At 67.2% G+C, this 17,807-nt stretch carries 18 protein-coding genes; 9 read left to right on the top strand and 9 right to left on the bottom strand.

The window, feature by feature from the left end; all coding sequences use genetic code 11:
• Positions 1 to 17: 17 nt before the first annotated feature.
• Positions 18 to 3,167: a UrvD/REP family ATP-dependent DNA helicase gene (locus JWP90_RS07990; RefSeq protein WP_297362167.1), complete on the bottom strand. Its 3,150-nt coding sequence runs from the start codon at positions 3,165 to 3,167 to the stop codon at positions 18 to 20.
• Between the two features lie 140 nt (positions 3,168 to 3,307).
• Here JWP90_RS07990 and JWP90_RS07995 point away from each other — a divergent pair, with 140 nt between their 5' ends.
• Both JWP90_RS07995 and JWP90_RS08000 read left to right on the top strand, forming a co-directional pair.
• Positions 3,308 to 3,532: a DUF3107 domain-containing protein gene (locus tag JWP90_RS07995; protein ID WP_297362169.1), complete on the top strand. Its 225-nt coding sequence runs from the start codon at positions 3,308 to 3,310 to the stop codon at positions 3,530 to 3,532.
• 8 nt (positions 3,533 to 3,540) lie between these two features.
• The gene (locus JWP90_RS08000; protein WP_297362171.1) at positions 3,541 to 3,828 is read left to right on the top strand and encodes a hypothetical protein; all 288 of its coding nucleotides are present in this window, start codon (positions 3,541 to 3,543) and stop codon (positions 3,826 to 3,828) included.
• Positions 3,829 to 4,008: 180 nt separating this feature from the next.
• Here JWP90_RS08000 and JWP90_RS08005 read toward each other — a convergent pair whose 3' ends face one another.
• Together JWP90_RS08005 and JWP90_RS08010 are read right to left on the bottom strand one after the other, a co-directional pair.
• On the bottom strand, positions 4,009 to 4,152 hold the full coding sequence (locus JWP90_RS08005) for a hypothetical protein (protein WP_297362173.1): 144 nt from the start codon (positions 4,150 to 4,152) through the stop codon (positions 4,009 to 4,011).
• A 119-nt stretch (positions 4,153 to 4,271) separates the two neighbouring features.
• The gene (locus JWP90_RS08010; protein WP_297362176.1) at positions 4,272 to 4,988 is read right to left on the bottom strand and encodes a ferritin-like fold-containing protein; all 717 of its coding nucleotides are present in this window, start codon (positions 4,986 to 4,988) and stop codon (positions 4,272 to 4,274) included.
• A gap of 117 nt (positions 4,989 to 5,105) precedes the next feature.
• On the opposite strand from JWP90_RS08010, the gene JWP90_RS08015 reads away from it, so the two are divergent.
• Positions 5,106 to 6,539, top strand: coding sequence for a DEAD/DEAH box helicase (locus tag JWP90_RS08015; protein ID WP_297362178.1), 1,434 nt, complete (start codon positions 5,106 to 5,108; stop codon positions 6,537 to 6,539).
• A gap of 194 nt (positions 6,540 to 6,733) precedes the next feature.
• Here JWP90_RS08015 and JWP90_RS08020 read toward each other — a convergent pair whose 3' ends face one another.
• Entirely contained in the window at positions 6,734 to 7,612 is an 879-nt protein-coding gene (locus JWP90_RS08020) for a PHP domain-containing protein (RefSeq protein WP_297362181.1), read from the bottom strand.
• 77 nt (positions 7,613 to 7,689) lie between these two features.
• On the opposite strand from JWP90_RS08020, the gene JWP90_RS08025 reads away from it, so the two are divergent.
• A complete protein-coding gene (locus JWP90_RS08025) occupies positions 7,690 to 8,712 on the top strand; it encodes an endonuclease/exonuclease/phosphatase family protein (RefSeq protein ID WP_297362184.1) in 1,023 nt (340 codons plus the stop codon).
• 53 nt (positions 8,713 to 8,765) lie between these two features.
• On the top strand, positions 8,766 to 10,211 hold the full coding sequence (locus tag JWP90_RS08030) for an aminopeptidase P family protein (RefSeq protein ID WP_297362186.1): 1,446 nt from the start codon (positions 8,766 to 8,768) through the stop codon (positions 10,209 to 10,211).
• Positions 10,212 to 10,254: 43 nt separating this feature from the next.
• Here JWP90_RS08030 and JWP90_RS08035 read toward each other — a convergent pair whose 3' ends face one another.
• The gene (locus JWP90_RS08035) at positions 10,255 to 10,752 is read right to left on the bottom strand and encodes a general stress protein (protein ID WP_297362188.1); all 498 of its coding nucleotides are present in this window, start codon (positions 10,750 to 10,752) and stop codon (positions 10,255 to 10,257) included.
• Positions 10,753 to 10,841: 89 nt separating this feature from the next.
• On the opposite strand from JWP90_RS08035, the gene JWP90_RS08040 reads away from it, so the two are divergent.
• From JWP90_RS08040 to JWP90_RS08050, 3 genes are read left to right on the top strand one after another with little or no spacing between them, the layout of a single operon-like run.
• On the top strand, positions 10,842 to 12,128 hold the full coding sequence (locus JWP90_RS08040; RefSeq protein ID WP_297362191.1) for a CBS domain-containing protein: 1,287 nt from the start codon (positions 10,842 to 10,844) through the stop codon (positions 12,126 to 12,128).
• Positions 12,129 to 12,180: 52 nt separating this feature from the next.
• Complete coding sequence (locus JWP90_RS08045) at positions 12,181 to 12,633, top strand: DUF1003 domain-containing protein (RefSeq protein WP_297362242.1); 453 nt, start codon at positions 12,181 to 12,183, stop codon at positions 12,631 to 12,633.
• Positions 12,620 to 13,783, top strand: a complete 1,164-nt coding sequence (locus JWP90_RS08050; protein WP_297362194.1) for a P-loop NTPase — start codon at positions 12,620 to 12,622, stop codon at positions 13,781 to 13,783. Before JWP90_RS08045 ends, JWP90_RS08050 begins: the two co-directional genes overlap by 14 nt.
• Positions 13,784 to 13,909: 126 nt before the next feature.
• On the opposite strand, the gene JWP90_RS08055 is transcribed toward JWP90_RS08050, so the two are convergent.
• The gene (locus JWP90_RS08055; RefSeq protein WP_297362197.1) at positions 13,910 to 14,371 is read right to left on the bottom strand and encodes a twin-arginine translocase TatA/TatE family subunit; all 462 of its coding nucleotides are present in this window, start codon (positions 14,369 to 14,371) and stop codon (positions 13,910 to 13,912) included.
• Positions 14,372 to 14,455: 84 nt separating this feature from the next.
• On the opposite strand from JWP90_RS08055, the gene JWP90_RS08060 reads away from it, so the two are divergent.
• Positions 14,456 to 15,085, top strand: a complete 630-nt coding sequence (locus JWP90_RS08060) for an O-methyltransferase (RefSeq protein ID WP_297362200.1) — start codon at positions 14,456 to 14,458, stop codon at positions 15,083 to 15,085.
• Between the two features lie 74 nt (positions 15,086 to 15,159).
• Here JWP90_RS08060 and JWP90_RS08065 read toward each other — a convergent pair whose 3' ends face one another.
• The 3 genes from JWP90_RS08065 to dapE all read right to left on the bottom strand — a co-directional run bounded on the left by JWP90_RS08065 (position 15,160) and on the right by dapE (position 17,747).
• On the bottom strand, positions 15,160 to 15,333 hold the full coding sequence (locus JWP90_RS08065) for a DUF3117 domain-containing protein (RefSeq protein ID WP_090712530.1): 174 nt from the start codon (positions 15,331 to 15,333) through the stop codon (positions 15,160 to 15,162).
• Positions 15,334 to 15,427: 94 nt separating this feature from the next.
• Positions 15,428 to 16,657, bottom strand: a complete 1,230-nt coding sequence (locus JWP90_RS08070) for a hypothetical protein (RefSeq protein ID WP_297362208.1) — start codon at positions 16,655 to 16,657, stop codon at positions 15,428 to 15,430.
• Positions 16,644 to 17,747 (bottom strand): succinyl-diaminopimelate desuccinylase, encoded by a 1,104-nt coding sequence (gene dapE, locus JWP90_RS08075; protein WP_297362211.1) that lies wholly within the window; start codon positions 17,745 to 17,747, stop codon positions 16,644 to 16,646. The genes JWP90_RS08070 and dapE overlap by 14 nt, the downstream gene beginning before the upstream one ends.
• Positions 17,748 to 17,807 lie beyond the last annotated feature (60 nt).

Below are 17,807 nucleotides of genomic sequence, written 5' to 3' on the forward strand. Positions count from 1 at the left end.
GCTGTTCGACGCGGCGGTCATGCGCTCACCGCGGCGACGAGGTGGATGCGGTACATGGGGTCTGCCTTCGGGTCGCGGTCGTCGAGGTTCGGGTTTCCGGTGAACTCAGCAGCGGCCATCCCGTGCCCTGCGGTCACCACCCGCTCGGTGAATGCGCTCCGTTCCTCGTCGGACATCGGCTGTTGGGTGAGCACCTTGTAGCCCTTGCCTCTCGCGCCACCCGACACGTACAGCAGGCTTGCGCCGCCGGACGGGTCGTCCGTCGTCGTCCCTCCGACGGCGCCGGCTGCCAGCGCCAGCTGGTAACCGCCGAGCTGCGGGTTCTCGTCGACTTTTGCTTTGGTCGGTGCGTTCTTGCCGGTCTTCAGGTCCACGATGACGATCTCGCCGCTGGGCAGGCGCTCGACCCGGTCGATGGTTCCCGTCAGCTTCACCTGCCCAATGGTCACCGAGAACCTGCCCTCGGCGCTGATCGTTTCGCTCCCGGCCCGCCGGAAATCGGTGAGGTACTCAGACAGGCCTTCGACGAGGCGGGAGGTCAGCCGCCGTTGCCGTTCCGCCAGCCACGGTGCTTCGAAGTAGAGCTCGGACCAGTGTTCGTCGATGTGCTTCCACAGTTGCTCGACGCTCACGTCCTGGTCGGTGAGCTCAGCCGCCGGGATCCGCCCGGCCTGCTCCATGGCGGCGTGCACAACGGTGCCGATGCCAGCGGCAAGCCCGGACGGCGCCGCGGCCATGGTGTCGATGAACCAGGCCAGTCCGGACTTCTCGAACGTTTCCAGTTTCGACGGGGACACCGGCACGATGGCATCCGGTTCGGTGAGATCCACAAGCGGAGCCGTCGTCGACGGCTCCAGGAGCCCGTACCAGTCCTCTGGATCGGCACCGGGCACGCCTTCGGCTGCCAGTCGGGCGAGAGCGGATGCCGCATGTGGGTCGGACGTGGTGACCAGACGCCGCCGGAGCGCACCGACCATTCCGCGGAGTGACAGCGGATGCTGGGCGTCGGCTCCCTGCAGCGGTTCGACAGCTCGAATCGCCGGGAATCGGAGGAAGGCCGATGGTTGTTCGTCATCGTTGACGGTGGCCGTGAGAACGACCTGCATGCGGGCTCGCGAGACCGCGAGGGCGAACATCCGCAGCTCGTCTGAGAGGACTTCGGCACGTGCGTCGAGGTCTGCGACAGGAAGGCCGGCGGAGAGCTGGCTGAGCGAATGCGGGTAAAGCAGGGACCCCCGCAGTTGCGGGTTGGGCCAGGCGCCGTCCTGAAGCCCGGCAACGATCACAACCTCGAACTCGCTGCCGACGACGGCGCTCGGCGTGCCGATGAACACGGCGTCGGCGGCGGACTGCGGGGTCAGGGAGTCCTCCGGCACTTCTGAGGCGAGGATCTCGTCGACGAAACGGCCCGCGGGTTCCGCCGGGTGTCGTTCGACGAATCGCTTCGCCGCGGTGAACAGCGCCATCACGCTGTCGAGGTTCCGGTTGGCTTCGTCGGCGGCGAGACCGGAGCCGAGCGCCTGCGCAGACCAGGTCGCGGCGAGACCGCTTCGGTCCCAGAACAGCCAGAGCAGTTCCTCGATGCTCGCACCGGCCTCAGCTGCCGCGCGCGCTTCGGCGAGGGTTTGGGCGAACCGGCCGGCTGCGCGGGCGGCGGCGGAGTCGATGGTCGCGAATCGCCCTGGCTGCCCGAGCGCGTCGAGCAGCAACTCGTCGCCGGATCGGTTGCCGTTGCCGGCGAGTTCTTCGTGCCGGAGCGACCGGCGGACACGGCGGAGCGAAATGCCGTCGAGGCCGCACAACGGCCCGGTCAGGAGGGACGTGACGAGTTCTGGCGTCGCTTCGGTGCGCCCGAGCACGAACGCCACAGCGGAGAGAAGCTGGGCAGATGCGAATTCCGCGCGGATCGTCCGCCCGCCAGCAGGAGTCGCGGTCGGAACCTCCGCGAGGGCGAGTGCCCTCGCCAGGACGGGGATCGTCGCGCCTGAACGCACGATCACGGCAAGACGCGACCACGGGATTTCGCCGAACAGGTGATGCTCGCGGAGCACTCGCGCGATCTGCTGGTGCTCAGCGGCCGTCGAGGAGGCCTCGATCCGCACGATCGGCGGCGGGCTCTCGAGCGGGAAGGCGTCGCGTTCAGCTGCGACAGCCGAGCGGTGGGCGATGGCACCGGCCGCTCCGACGCGTTCGGTCACCTGGCGTACGAGCGAGCGAATGTCGGTGCCGTGCCTGTACGACGTCGACAGGCTGCGCCGGTGCACCGGCACACCGAGAGCCGGACCGAGGCCCGCCAGAGCCGCCGGGTCCGAGCCGCGGAACGTGCTCGATGCGACGTCCGGGTCGCCGAACGCGATCACAGCGACACCGCGGCGGGCAAGTGCACGGAGCAGCCCGATCGCCGACGGCCCCTGCTCCTGGAAGTCATCGACAACGACGAGACGGAGCCCGTCGAGCCCGAAGCCGCGGTTGAGCTCGGTGGTGGCCTGTGCAACCAGCTCGGCCGAGTCGAGGTAGTCGGCACCGAAGCTGTCGACAACCTGTTCGTATTCGGCGATGAACCGACCGGCCGCAACCCATTCGGGTCTGCCCGTCTGCTGACCGAGCCTGATCAGGGAGTCTGGCCGCAGCCCGGCCTCGACCGTTCGCATCATCAGCTCCCGCAACTCCGTGCGGAACCCCTTGAGCCGGCGAACGTCCGCCACGAGCGGTTCGGGCCAGTCCGGGCCCGTGCCATCCGCCTCGTGATACGAGAGCAGTTCGGCGATCACTGTGTCCTGTTCGGCACCGGTCAGAAGTCGCGGTGCCTCCCGGCCATCAAGCGACGCCCGCGCCCCGACGATCTGGAACGCCACCGAACTGAGGGTCCTGGCGAGAGGTCCTGTCGTCGGGACGCTGACCCGCAGCGCGAGCCGGTCGCGAAGCGCAGCGGCAGCACGCCGGTTCGGAGCGAGCACGAGCAGTTCGGCGGGGTCGTAACCGCGGAGGACGATCCGATCGGCGACGAGCTCGACGACGGTCGACGTCTTGCCGGTGCCAGGGGCACCCGCGACGGCGGCGCTGGCACCGTCGGCAAGATCGAGGACCGCCTGCTGGGAGGCATCCGCAACCAGCGAAGCGGGCACAGCGGTGCTGCGTCTCGGACTGGTGAATCCTCGGATTGCCACGACAGCCAAGTTACCCGGCACCAGTGACACCGCCGGGACGCACGCCGGTGCCGCTGTTCGCTCTCGGCGAGGGCGTGCGGTCGAGGTGTGCACGGCAACTGCCGTAATGTTGCTGGTAACGCAAGGAAAGGTGCTTTTTCGTGGAGATCCGTATCGGTATTACCAACAGCGGGCGCGAGCTCAGCTTCGAGTCCGCTCAGACCGCCACCGAGATCGAGAAGACGATCTCAGAAGCACTGGGCTCCGAGAAGAGCTACTTCACCCTGAGTGACGACAAGGGCCGGCTGTACATCGTCCCGACCGCGGGCCTCGCCTATGTCGAGGTCGGCAGCGAAGAGACCCGCCGCATCGGTTTCGTCGGCTAAGCATCCCGGTGGAACTCCTCTTCGTCATCCTGTTCGGCGCCGCCGTCGGCGTCGCCGTGCATTACCCGCTGCCGTGGCGCGGCACCCACGGGATCGCCCTCATTCCCGCCGTCGCAGCGGGTGTCGCTGCGATCGTCTGGGTGGCGCTGACCTGGCTCGGGTGGGCGTGGGACGGCGGATGGATCTGGGCAGTGACTCTGATCCTGGCGACCGTCGTCGCCGCTGTCGTTGACCTCTACCTGGGTCGGCACCGCACGGCGTCCGATCAGCGCCGGCTCGTCGCTCTCGGCGGCTGACCGGCTCAACCGCCCACTGGATCGGCCCGCCCCGACCGTCTAGGGTGACGGCAACTTCCGCGGAGGATGCCATGGCCGGGTTCGTTCTCGACGCCGGTGCGCTTCTCCGTGGTGAGCGCCGGCATCCTGGTCTCAGACTCTCACGAGCTTCTCGCGCCGACGCTTCTCCGTTCACAGACGTTACCGGCGCTGCATGAGGCCGTCGCCAGCGGTGAAGTGGATGCCGACGCGGCCAGCGACCATCTCGCCCGGATCGGACGGATGCCGGTTCGGCTCCTCGGCGACGCCGTGCTTCGGCGTCAGGCGTGGAAGGTGGCCGACCAACTCGGCTGGTCGTCTATCTACGACGCGGAATACCTCGCGTTGACGTTTCGTGACCATCGGCGGGGAACTCGCCGCGCTGGCCGAAACGATCGTGCGGGTTGCCTCGATCGACGACCTGGTCAGGCCGTGAGGCCGAGAGCGTCCATCCGGCGGGTGTGCGTGGCGATGAGTTCGGTGAAGACCGGCTCGATCCGCGCTTCGTCCGACTTGCTGTGGCCCTCGAGGTTCAACGCCGACTGCGCGAGGAGCAGGGTGTCGCCGACGAGCCGCCTGCCGCACATGGCGAAGAAGTGGGCACGTTTCGGGTCGACCGCGATGGCATCCGTCAACAGTCCGACGATCCCGGCTGACCCGGAGTCCGCTCCGAGCAGGCTCGCGTAGCGCGCGCCGATCTCGGACGGCAGGCCGTCGGAGAGGCGGATGAAGAAGTCGTCGAGGAAGCCCTGCGTGATGTAGAGGGTCAGCAGGCTCTCGTTGACGGATGCTCCGCGGGTGAGTTCGAGGAATCGATCGATCCCGGGCACGAACGGCGCCATGACCTCGGTGGGGTCCTCGCCTCGGCGGCGGATCTCGGCGACGAGACCCTGATGCTTGGCCAGGGCGAGGCCGGCAGCGGCCGACAGGGTCTGGGTTGCGTTCAGGTCCTTGGAGGTGGCGCTGATGTTCGAGATGGACTGGAAGAAGCAGAGCTGCAGGTAGGCGACCTGGCCGAGGTAGCTGGAGGTGTCGGGAGCGAGCTCCGCGAAGTCGACTTTGGTGGCCTGGAGGGCACTGGAACGTGGGAGGAGGCGCGGCAACGGCGCTCGGGAGCGGGACGCACTAAACCATGAAACCACGGCTCCAGTGTAGATGTTCGGTAGGCTGGGCTTTGTTCCCGGCATCGGATCGGGATACTACGCCTCAAAAACATGCAGGGCGTAGACCGCTTATATGCATTGACAGGCAACCAACTAGTGAATTTTACGGATCTCGGCGTCGACCAGGACATGGCAGACGCCCTCGCAGCAAAAGGCATCCTGGAGCCCTTCCCCATCCAGGAACAGACCATCCCCCTCGCCCTTGACGGCCAGGACATCATCGGTCAGGCCAAGACGGGAACCGGTAAGACCTTCGGCTTCGGTCTCCCCCTGCTGCAGCGGATCGGCAACGACCCGGCTCCGGGTGTCGTCGCGCTCATCGTCGTTCCGACCCGGGAACTGTGCGTGCAGGTCACCGAGGACATCGAACTGGCCGCAGGGAACCGCCCGACGAAGATCGTCTCGATCTACGGCGGCAAGGCGTATGAGGGTCAGATCGAACAGCTCAAGGCCGGCGCGCAGGTGGTCGTCGGTACCCCCGGTCGCCTGATCGACCTCAACAACCAGCGCCTGCTCGACCTCTCGAACGTGCGCGAGATGGTGCTCGATGAGGCCGACAAGATGCTCGACCTCGGCTTCCTCGCCGACATCGAGAAGCTCTTCTCCAAGACGCCGACCGACCGGCACACGATGCTGTTCTCCGCAACCATGCCGGGGCCGATCGTCGCCCTCGCGCGTCGCTTCATGTCCAAGCCGATCCACATCCGGGCGACTGACCCCGATGAGGGCCTCACGCAGGCGAACATCAAACACCTCGTCTACCGCGCGCACAACATGGACAAGGACGAGGTCATCGCCCGAATCCTGCAGGCTGAGGGCCGCGGCAAGACCGTGATCTTCACCCGGACCAAGCGGTCGGCGGCGAAACTCGTCGAGGAACTCACCGACCGCGGCTTCAACGCCGCGGCCGTGCACGGCGACCTCGGCCAGGAGCAGCGTGAACGGGCCATGGCCGCGTTCAAGGCCGGGAAGAAGGACGTCCTCATCGCCACGGATGTCGCCGCGCGCGGTATCGACGTGAACGACGTCACCCATGTGATCAACCACACCATCCCCGAAGACGAGAAGACCTACCTGCACCGGGTCGGCCGCACCGGCCGGGCGGGCAAGACCGGCATCGCGGTGACCTTCGTCGACTGGGACGACCTGCACAAGTGGGCGCTCATCAACAAGGCTCTCGACTTCGGCCAGCCGGAACCGACCGAGACGTACTCCTCGAGCCCCCACCTGTTCAGCGACCTCGACATCCCCGAGGGCACCAAGGGACGCCTGCGGGCGTCGACCGCCGTGCCTGCCGAGAAGCGCACCGGCCCTCCCCGTGACGGCTCCCGTCCGCCGCGTGAGGGTTCCCGGGACTCGTCGCGTGCCCGCACCCGCACCCGCCCTGCGGCATCCGCTGAAGCCCCGCGCGAGGACGCACCGGTCGCTGCAGCAGGCACGCACGACGGGCAGGGCAGCGAGCACCACGACGGCAACAGTGCGCCGCGTCGCCGCAGCCGGACACGCCGCCGCACGAACCGCCCGGAGTGATCTCTTCTCCGCAAGAATGCCCCGCCCGAACCTCGGTTCGTGCGGGGCTTTTCCGTGTGACTTCTTGATCACGCCGAGGGGCGACTCGAGCCGCCAGACCAGACCCGCACGCCGGTAGGTCTCGTTGGGATCGGCCGGGGATAGCGGTCATGTTCTCGAGATTGTCTGACGAGAAGCTGCCGCCTTTCGCGACGCTACGCGTCGCGGGGGTACACGGGCGCGGAGCCGGTCGCTTCGTCGATGATCGCCCGCACCACAGCATCAGGAGTGGTGTTCTCCCCCAGCCGGTTCGGCTTGCCTTCGCCGTGGTAGTCGCTCGACCCGGTGAGTACCAGACCGAACATGTCGGCGAGTTCCCGGAGCCGTCCCTTGCCTTCCTCGGTGTTCTCGCGGTGATCGATCTCGAGCCCGAACAGTCCTGCGTCGACGAGTTCACCGAGGTGCTTCTCGTCGATCATCGCGTCGAGGCCGCGGGTGGCGGGGTGGGCGATCACCGGCACTCCCCCGGCCGCGCGAACGAGGCGCACCGCCTTGAGCGGATCCGGGGCGTAGTGCGGCAGGTAATATCCGGTCCGCGGGTGCAGGATGCCGGCGAACGCCTCACTGCGGGTCGGCACGTGTCCGCGAGCGACCAGAGCGTCGGCGATGTGCGGCCGGCCGACCGTCGCCCCTGGTGTGGTCTGGGCGACGACATCGTCCCAGCTCAGGCTGTAGTCGGCGGCGATGCGCTGCACGATCGACTCCGCCCGGCGCAACCGGGACTCACGGATGCGCGCTGTCTCCGAGTTGAGGGCGCCGTTGTCCGGGTCGAACAGGTAGGCAAGCAGGTGCACGCTCTGAAAGCCGAGCCGTGCGCTGAACTCCATACCGGGAAGAAGGGTGATGCCCACTTCGGCTGACGTGACGGATGCCTCGTGCCAGCCGGCTGTCGAATCGTGATCGGTGAGCGCAACAACCCCGAGCCCCGCCGCGGCGGCCTGGCGGATGACCCGCGAGGGCGACTCGGTGCCGTCGGACACTCGGGAGTGGGTGTGGAGGTCCGCAGGCCCGGCGAACAAGGGACGAACTGGCATCCTCACAGTGTATGGCTCGCGCCGCGCCCGCCGTTTCCGGGCTAATCCCAGTCGCGTGTCGATAGTGTGGCTGGACCATGCTCAAAGTACTCGGTGCCATCGCAACCGTGGGAATCGCCGTCGCGCTCCTCGTCATCTCTGTCCCTCAACTGTTCGGTCTGCAGACCACGTGGATCATCGCTCAGATCACCTCGATGCGATCTCTGACGATCGTCGCAGGGCTGCTCGCCGCCGTCGCCTTCGCCCTGCTCGCTCTGGCAACCCCTGTGCGTGCCTTCGCCGGCACGGTGGTCGTCCTGCTGCTGGTCTTCATCGGCGCCAACGCGATCATCGGCGTATCGAGGGGGCTCGGCAACACGACGTTCGCGGAGCCGACGCCGGACACGGTCACCGTGCTCACCTGGAACACGCTCGGCGACGCGCCAGGCGCCGGCGCCGTCGCGAACCTCGCCATAGAATCCGGTGCTGACATCATCTCCCTTCCCGAGACGACGCAAGCGACAGGCATTGAGATCGCCGAGAGCATGCGGGCGGAGGGTCGCCCGATGTGGGTGCTCACCGAATGGTTCGACCAGATCTCTCCTGCCCGGTCGACCACCGTGCTGATCAGCCCGGAACTCGGCGATTACGTCAAGGTCACGAGCAACGAGGAACGGGACGACAACACCGCAGTGCTCCCCACGGTGATCGTCGAACCTGTCGATGGGGACGGCCCGACCATCGTCGCCGCCCATGCCGTCGCGCCGATCACCGGGCAGATGGAGAACTGGCGGAACGACCTCGCCTGGCTCGCCGACCAGTGCCGCACCGACAACGTCATCATGGCCGGCGACTTCAACGCCACCCTCGACAACATGGCCGGGCTCGGGTCCACCGGCGAGGCGGCGCTCGGCAACTGCATCGACGCGGGGAAAGCCTCAGGCAACGGGTCGGTCGGAACCTGGCCGACCGGCATCCCCGCCCTGATCGGGGCACCGATCGACCACGTCATGGCGACCCCGGACTGGCAGACCACCGGGATGCGCGTCGTCACCGAGACGGATGGCACAGGGAGCGACCACCGACCGGTCCTCGTGCAGCTGACCCGCATCGCTGGGTAGCCGAGCACCAACTCGATAAGCGGCCACAGCGGCATCGGTGGAACAATGGCTGTATGGAGACTGCCAGGAACACCCCCCTCTCGCCGGGCGCAGACGTCCAGCCTGCCAGCGACGAGACCACCAGCGAAGAACCGCGCGGCACGTCCAACCGTTCGACGACCCCGGCGTCCACCCAGTTCCAGGACTTCATCGGCTCCTCATGGGCCGACCGTGTCGACGAGCTCCCCGCTGCCCGGGAACAGGCCAGCTTCGCAGCGGAGCGCCGCGCTCGCCTTTCCGAGGCGTTCCCCGGCAAGCGCATCGTCATCCCGGCAGGCGCGCTCAAGCAGCGCTCCAACGACACGGACTACCCGTATCGCGCGCACTCCGCCTTCTCACACCTCACCGGGTGGGGGTCGGACTCTGAACCGGACGCCGTCCTTGTGCTCGATCCGACCGACGACGGTCACGACGCGACACTGTACTTCCGTGAACGCGCTGACAGGACATCGAACGAGTTCTACGCGAACCCGGCCATCGGCGAGTTCTGGATCGGCGCTCGGCCGTCGCTGGCTCAGGTTGCGGCGGACCTCGAACTCGACACTGATCATCTCGCCCGGTTCGAGGCCACGGATACCGACCTCACGGTCGAGGAGGACGACGCGCTGACGACGTTCGTCTCCGAACTCCGGCTGGTGAAGGACGACTTCGAGGTCACGCAGCTGCGTCTCGCCGTGGATGCCACAGCGCGCGGTTTCGACGACGTCATCGCCGACTTCCCGCGCATCTCGGCACACGAGCGGGGTGAACGCGCCGTCGAGGGCGTCTTCTACACCCGAGCGAGGCTTGACGGCAACGCCGTCGGTTACGACACCATCGCAGCCTCGGGTGCGCACGCCTGCATCCTGCACTGGACGCGGAACGACGGCCCTGTCACCCCAGGGGATTTGATCCTTCTCGACGCCGGGGTCGAAGTCGACAGCCTGTACACGGCAGACATCACGAGGACCCTGCCCGTGAACGGCCGGTTCACCGACGTGCAGCGTGCCGTCTATGAGGCGGTCCGGGAGGCTGCGGACGCCGCCTTCGCCATCGTCCGCCCAGGCATCGTCTTCCGTGACGTGCACGCCGAGGCCATGAAGGTCATCGCGAAACACACCGCCGAGTGGGGGCTGCTCCCGGTGTCGGCCGAGCAGTCGCTCGAGGCCGAGAACCAGTTCCACCGCCGCTACATGGTTCACGGCACGAGCCACCACCTGGGGCTCGACGTGCACGACTGCGCCGCTGCGCGCCGCGACATGTACCACGACGGCGAGGTCAAGGCCGGCATGGTGTTCACCATCGAGCCGGGGCTCTACTTCCAGCCGGACGACCTGACGGTCCCTGAGGAGTTTCGCGGGATCGGAGTCCGGATCGAAGACGACATCCTCGTCACCGAAGACGGCGCCGAGAACCTGTCGGCGGGCATCCCGCGGACGGCGGACGATGTCGAAGAGTGGATAGCCCGCCTCACCAGCTGAGGTCTGCGGCTCTGCCGCTGACCTCGATGGGCCAGCCCGGTCACTACTCGGTGGGCGATCCGCTGAGCACGTTCCTCGCCCGGTTCGCGAGTTCGGCGGACACCGTCACCGCGTAACTGGTCGCGATGACCTGCATGACCGACGTGAAGTCGCGTCGCCGGCGGTTCACCGCGTACGAAACGATCGTGAACATCATGCCGAACGCGGCGCCGATGAGCACGGCGGCGCCGACGAAGACGAGGTCGGATGCCGGGTTGATGATCACGAGCAGCAGCCCGAAGAACAGACCCAGCCAGGCGCCGCTCAGTGCCCCAGCACCGGCAGCACGGCCGTAGCTGAGCTTGCCTGTCACCCGTTCGACGCTCTTGAGCCCGTCGCCAACGATCGACACCTGCTTGACCGGGAAATCTGCCTGGGCAAGTCGGTCGACGGCCTGTTGCGCTTCACTGTAGGTCTCGAAGCTGGCGACAGTCTCGCCGCGCGGAAGAACGGTGTCGAGGGGCCCGCGGGACATGCCGCGACGCTGCTGTTGATTGCTCACCTGTCCATTCTCCCACCCGCATCCCGGGAATCCGCCTTTGTCTGCGCCGCCCATCCCCGCCGCCAGGCCGCGCGCACTAAGTTAGAGGGGTGAGTGGCACGAGAGTTTTCGTCGCCCGGTTGGCCGGGTGCACCGTTTTCGACCCCGCGGGCGACCGCGTGGGCAAGGTGCGCGACGTTCTCGTGGTGTACCGCAAGAACGACCCTCCCCGGGTGGTCGGGCTCATCGTCGAGATCCCGGGAAAACGACGGGTTTTCGTGTCGATCGGGCGGGTGACGTCGATCGCCTCAGGGCAGATCATCACGACCGGTCTCATCAACGTGCGGCGCTTTGAGCAGCGAGGCGGAGAAGTCCGCGTGATCGCCGAACTCCTCGGCCGCAAGGTGGACTTCGTCGACGACTCAGGCGAAGCCACCATCGAGGACGTCGCCATCGAGGAAGTCGGCCCTGGCGCATGGGCTGTCAGCCAGTACTTCGTCCGCCGCCCCAAGGCGTCGTCGAGCCCGTTCGCGAAGGGTACGACGACGTTCGCGACCTGGCGCGAGATCCGGGAGAGGCAGACCGGCAGCGAAGCGCAGTCCGCTGAACAGCTCATCGCCACCTACTCAGACTTGAAACCGGCCGACTTGGCCAACACCCTGCTTGATCTGCCACAGGACCGCATGATCGAGGTCGCGGAGGAGCTCTCGGACGACCGCCTGGCCGACGCCCTCGAGGAGATGCCCGAGTCCGACCAGGTCCACATCCTCACCGAACTCGGTGATGAACGCGCCGCGGACGTCCTCGACCACATGCAACCCGATGACGCCGCCGACCTCGTCGCCCAGCTGCCGGCCGAGCGCGGCGAACGCCTGCTCCAGCTGATGGAGCCAGAAGAGGCGGACGATGTCCGGATGCTCCTGGCCTTCGCCCCTGACACCGCAGGTGGTCTGATGACGACGGAGCCGGTGATTCTCTCGGCCGACTCGACGGTCGCGGAGGCGCTTGCGCTCATCCGCCGTCCTGAACTTCCGCCCGCCCTCGGCGCAGCGGTCTGCATCACCCTTCCGCCGTACGAGCCTCCCACCGGGCGCTACCTCGGCATCGTCCACTTCCAGCGGATGCTCCGCTACCCGCCGCATGAACGGCTCGGTTCGATCATGGACCAGAGCCTGGACCCGGTCACGGCCAAGGCATCCGCCGCCGAAGTGTCGAGGATCCTCGCGAGCTACGACCTCGTCTCCGTTCCGGTCGTCGATGACAACCACCGGCTCGTCGGGGTGGTGACGATTGACGATGTCCTCGATTACCTGTTGCCCGAAGACTGGCGAAGTCAGAACGACGACGACGCAGTAGCGACCCACAGACCACAGGGAAGGAGGCCAGCTCGTGCCTAAGATCCGCAGGAACGAAGTGCGCCTCGACGCCCCGAAAGGCCTCCGCACGTCGATGCTTCCCGGCCGCAACCGGGAGTCCAGTGACCGCTTCGGTCGGTTCACGGAGTGGGTGGCGCGCGCCATGGGAACCCCGGGGTTCCTCGCAGGGCTTACCCTCTTCTGCCTGGCCTGGATCGCGTACAACACGTGGGGTCCTGAGGACTTCCGGTTCGACTCGGCCGCGCTCGGCTTCACCGCGCTCACCCTCATCCTGTCCCTGCAGGCGTCGTATGCCGCTCCGCTCATCCTCCTCGCCCAGAACCGCCAGGACGACCGTGACCGGGTGCAGATCGAGCAGGACCGGCAGCGCTCGGAACGTAACCTCAACGACACCGAATACCTGGCACGGGAGGTGGTGGCCCTGCGTCTCGCCATGAAGGACATGGCATCGAGGGACTTCATCCGCCAGGAACTCCGCTCTCTGCTGGAGGAGCTCGAGAAAGACAAGGACGATGTCCAACGCTGACCTCGAAGCTCGTATCACCGCAGCTCTCGGCCGCGTGATCGACCCGGAGATCCGTAAACCCATCACCGAACTCGGCATGGTCGCTTCCGTCACCGTCGATGACGCCGGCGCCGCATCCGTCGCCATCACCCTGACCATCGTCGGCTGCCCGGCAGCGACCGCGATCGAACGCGACGTGACCACAGCCGTCGCCGGTGTCCCCGGCGTCACCTCGACGAGCGTGGCGGTCGGTGTGATGACGGCGGATGAACGCCGGGCCCTGGTCGAGCGGCTTCGCGGCGGAAAGGCGGCACGGGTCATGCCGTTCGGCCCCGACTCGCTCACTCGCGTGATCGCCGTCACGAGCGGCAAGGGCGGTGTCGGCAAGTCGACGCTCACCGCCAACCTCGCTGTCGACCTCGCTTCGCGGGGCCTGAACGTCGGGATCATCGACGCTGACGTTCACGGTTTCTCCATCCCCGGCCTGCTCGGGCTGACGGATGCCGCAGCGAAAGCCGGTGTGATCACCCGCCCCACCCAGGTCGGTGACATGATCCTCCCGCCGATCGCGTACGGCGTGAAGGTGATCTCGATCGGCATGTTCGTCGAACCGGGCAGCTCGTCGGCCGTCGCCTGGCGCGGACCGATGCTGCACCGCACCATCACGCAGTTTTTGACCGATGTGTACTTCGGGGATCTCGACATCCTTCTTCTCGACCTTCCTCCCGGCACCGGTGACGTGGCCATCTCCATCGGGCAGACCCTGCCCCATGCCGACGTCCTCGTCGTCACCACACCACAGCCGGCAGCGGCTGACGTCGCCGAACGCAGCGGCACTGTTGCCAGGCAGACCGGCCAGCGGGTGATCGGAGTGGTCGAGAACATGGCGGGCCTCGTGCAGCAGGACGGCACCGTTCTGCCGCTCTTCGGCGAAGGAGGAGGGGCAGAAGTGGCGAAGAGGCTCAGCGCGGCGGATGGTGCTCCCGAGGTGCCGCTGCTCGCCTCGGTGCCCATCAGCGTTCCCCTGCGCTCCGGCGGCGACTCGGGAATGCCGGTCGTGCTCAGCGAGCCGCTCGACCCCGCCAGCATCGCCATCCGCACCGTCGCCGACCGGCTTGTCGCGACCGGCCGCGGGCTCGCTGGCCGCAAACTGGGCCTGGCGCCGGTGTAGCGGTGCGTCGGCGGCACGCTCGCCTGAAGACCTTCGCCTGGTGTGCGGCGGTGCCCGTTCTCGCCGGCCGCGCTGCTCTGAGCCAGGGAACCGCCCGCAGGAGCGTCGATGCCGTCAGGGCACCGCTCAGGTCGACTCAGCGTCGAAGGGCGGCGGAGCGACCGACTCCCCGGACGCGATCCGGCGGCGGCGATCGACAGCACCTGAGGTCACGAATGGCGACGACGCCGCACCGGGAACCGTCTGCTTCGACACCGCGACTCCTGCGGCAGCGGCGCCGGCAGCCGCGGGAACAGCCGACGGGGGTTTGATCACCGGTTCGGACTCCGGCACGTCGTCGAGGAGAGCTTCACGGATGATCCGGCGCGGGTCGTACTGCCTGGGGTCGAGCTTCTGCCAGTCGACGTCGTCGAACTCCGGTCCCATTTCGTCGCGCATGCGGTCTTTGGCTCCGCGAGCCATGTCGCGCAGCGAGCGGATCAGCTGCGCGAATTTCGATGCGTATTCCGGCAGCCGTTCGGGACCGAGAAGAAAGACAGCGATCACCCCGATGATGAGCAACTTCTCGAACGTCAGGCCAAAGAACACGAGTTCAGACTATCGCGCCGCGCCTTGTGAATTCCCGCACATTCCGCCGGTACTGTTGTGCCAACCACCATCGGGAGTGAAGACGTGTCAGAACAAGATTCGAACTGGAAGTACGCCGACTATATCGTCACCGAATCTGAGGCGATCGCGAAGGCACGGGCACAGTCCCTGGAGCTTGGCGTCGAACCCCTGTCACCGGCGATGGGTGCGCAGGTTGCGGTCCTCGCTGCGGCGGCGAATGCGGTCAACATCGTCGAGATCGGCACAGGAGCAGGGGTGTCCGGCTTGTGGCTCCTGCATTCCTCTTCCCGTTCGGTGCTGACCTCCATCGACTCCGAAGTGGAACACCTCGGCTACGCCAGGCAGGCGTTCTCCGACGCCCGGATCGCCGCGAACCGTGTCCGCCTCATCACCGGGAGGGCGCTCGACGTGCTTCCCCGCATGAATGAGAACTCGTACGACATCGTCTACGTCGACGGAGACCCCGCCCAGGTGATCGAAAACGTCGAGCACGGGCTTCGGCTGGCCCGCGCCCGCGGCACCGTCCTCGTTCCCCACGCGCTGTGGCGCGGGCGTGTGGCCGACCCGGCGCAGCGCGACGACATCACAAGCGCCTTCCGAACCTTGGTGCAGGAAATCGCCTCCTCAACAGCCGTGGTGAGTGCACTTTCGCCCGTCGGCGACGGCCTGTTGCAGATCACCAAGCTCGACTGACGCCGCACAGCAAAAAAGACGCGAATGCGTGTGGTCAGGCGACCACCGGCATCCGCGTCTTCGTACGTGAAGAACTAGCTCGGGGAAACGACCCCGGCGAGTGCATCGTGGAGTTCTTTGGCTTCAGCATCGTTCACGGAGACGACGAGTCGCCCGCCGCCTTCGAGTGGAACCCGCACGATGATCAGCCGACCCTCCTTCACGGCCTCCATTGGCCCATCCCCAGTCCTCGGCTTCATCGCAGCCATTCGGCTCCCCTTTCGTTGCTCAGAACTCTATTATCCGCCATGCAGGGCGGACAGGCGAAATCGCCCCTTTTCCTGTCCCGTACTGGGGGCACGCTTACGGCGGTGTCCAGTCGTAGCCGTCGACCCGCCAAGCGATGAGAGTCCAGCCGATTTGTCCCACGATACTGGCGACGACGATCGCGACCCGGTACACGACGGATCGGGGCTGCGCGAGTACCCCGGCCAGCGGGAAGACCGGAACGAGCAGCCGGAATGTGCTGGACTGCGGGAAGAACACCCCGAAGAGATAGAGCAGGTAGCTCCCGACCCATAACCGGAGATCCACCCCGAGCCGCCTCGCCGGTGGGGAAAGGAGAAGCGCGACCGCGGCGGCGACGAGCACGGCGACCCCGGCGGCGCCCCACCGGAACCCGGCAGGAAGCCTGAGCCCGTTCACCGCCCACCAGTCCAGCCCCTGGAACCAACCAGCGAACGGCACCAGGTCGGTGTAGCCGATGTAGGCCGACCGCCATGCCAGTTCGGTGTCGGTGTACGCGGTGAACGAGCCGGTGAGCGCCCAGGCGATGAGCAGCCAGCCGAGGCCGAGCACGCCGCTCGCGACTGCCGTGACGGATGCCGCGATCCGCTCGCTCGCCGGGAACGGGTCCCGCTGCCTGGTCCACCAGCGGTGCAGCAGGTGCACCAGCAGGAACAGCGCGAAAGCGAGGCCGCTCGGTCGGGTGAACGAGGCAACGGCGATCACCGGCAGAACCATCCAGTACCTCCGACGCAGCACGAGGTAGAGAGCGCCGGCAAGCAGCAGGAGGTGCATCGATTCTGCGTACGCCACCTGCAGAATGGGTGAAAGCGGCGACACGGAGTAGCAGACGACGGCGAACATCGCGGTTCCAGGTGGGAGGACCAGTCGGAACAGCCGTGCCACGACGACAGCGGATGCGAAGCCACATGCCAGCGAGACGAACACCGCCGACGGGGCCCACGGCGCCCCGGTGAGCACCATGAGCGCTCGAACCACCATCGGGTACACCGGCATGAACGCCCATGCGTTCTCAGCGACCTGACCGTCCTCGGTTCGAGGCAGGACGCTCGGGTAGCCGGACTCAGCGACGATGTTGTACCAGCGGCCATCCCAGATGGACGCGAAATCCGCGTAGCCGGGGCTCGGGCCGGTCCAGGCGTTAGCAGCCTGCCCGGCCGCCACGACGAGCAGGATCGTTGTGGTTACCGCGCGCGCAGCGCCGAACACCAGGAGCGCCTGGGCCCACCATGGGATGCGTCGCCACAGGCCGCAGATCGACCCGAACCGGAGCTCAGCTCCTCGCACCGGTCAGCCAGGTGCGGAGTGCCGTCTCACAGGCTGTGATCTCGTCGAGCGCGACCCGCTCGTCGTCGGCGTGGGCCTTGAGCGGGTCCCCCGGGCCGTAATTGACCGCGGGGATGCCGAGAGCAGAGAACCTGGCCACATCGGTCCAGCCGTACTTGGGCAGAGCGCGACCGCCAACCGCAGCAAGGAACTCCTGCGCGATCGGCGCGTCGAGGCCCGGCCTGGCACCGTCGGCGGCGTCCTGGAGGGTCACGTCGAAATCGGCGAACAACTCGCGGAGCTCCACCTCAGCCTCAGCAGCGCTGCGGCTGGGTGCGAACCGGTAGTTCACCGTCACCGTGCACTCGTCGGGAATGACGTTGCCGGCGATGCCGCCGGAGATGCCGACGGCGTTGAGGCCCTCGCGGTAGACGAGGCCGTCGACGTCGATCGAGCGTGGTTGGTACGCGGCGAGGACGGCGAGGATCGGCGCGGCTTTATGGATGGCGTTGTCGCCGACCCAGCTGCGGGCCGAATGGGCTCGGAGCCCCCTCGTCGTGATGGCGACCCGGAGGGTGCCGTTGCATCCGCCCTCGATGTCGCCACGGGTGGGTTCGCCGAGGATGGCGAAGTCCCCGACGAACAGGTCAGGGCGTCGTTCGGCGAGCAGTTTGAGTCCGTTGATATCGCTCGACACTTCTTCGTTGTCGTACCACATCCAAGTCACGTCACAAGCGGGGGTCGTCAGCTCGGCGGCGAGTTTGAGCTGGACCGCCACTCCGGCCTTCATGTCGACGGTTCCCCTACCCCACAGATAATCCCTGCCGTCGACGGTTTCGAAGCGGGTCGGCAGGTTGTCGTTGAGCGGGACGGTGTCGATGTGCCCGGCGATGATGACCCGCCGGCTTCTGCCCTGCATCGTCCGTGCCACGATCGTGTTGCCGTCGCGGACGACCTCGAGGTGAGGGTACCCGGCCAGCGCGAGCACGATGGCATCCGCGAGGGTTCCCTCATTCCCCGACACCGATTCGATGTCGCAGATCGCCCGGGTGAGGTCCACGGACCCGGCGGTAAGGTCGAGCGGGAAGATGTCGAGAGGCTGGTCCGGCATGGCTTCAGTCTATGGCGGCCGAACCGGGGGCCAGGGGCGGCCACCTTGGCGGGCAGCATT

The organism is Mycetocola sp., from assembly GCF_025464835.1.
In the GTDB taxonomy this organism is placed as follows: domain Bacteria; phylum Actinomycetota; class Actinomycetes; order Actinomycetales; family Microbacteriaceae; genus Mycetocola_A.

What these genes read in the sequence shown, in the direction of transcription:
- dapE (WP_297362211.1), bottom strand. Translation starts at nt 17,747, where the DNA reads ATGCCGGACCAGCCTCTCGACATCTTCCCGCTCGACCTTACCGCCGGG.
- JWP90_RS08050 (WP_297362194.1), top strand. Translation starts at nt 12,620, where the DNA reads ATGTCCAACGCTGACCTCGAAGCTCGTATCACCGCAGCTCTCGGCCGC.
- JWP90_RS08020 (WP_297362181.1), bottom strand. Translation starts at nt 7,612, where the DNA reads ATGCCAGTTCGTCCCTTGTTCGCCGGGCCTGCGGACCTCCACACCCAC.
- JWP90_RS08025 (WP_297362184.1), top strand. Translation starts at nt 7,690, where the DNA reads ATGCTCAAAGTACTCGGTGCCATCGCAACCGTGGGAATCGCCGTCGCG.
- JWP90_RS08030 (WP_297362186.1), top strand. Translation starts at nt 8,766, where the DNA reads ATGGAGACTGCCAGGAACACCCCCCTCTCGCCGGGCGCAGACGTCCAG.
- JWP90_RS08065 (WP_090712530.1), bottom strand. Translation starts at nt 15,333, where the DNA reads ATGGCTGCGATGAAGCCGAGGACTGGGGATGGGCCAATGGAGGCCGTG.
- JWP90_RS08045 (WP_297362242.1), top strand. Translation starts at nt 12,181, where the DNA reads ATGCTTCCCGGCCGCAACCGGGAGTCCAGTGACCGCTTCGGTCGGTTC.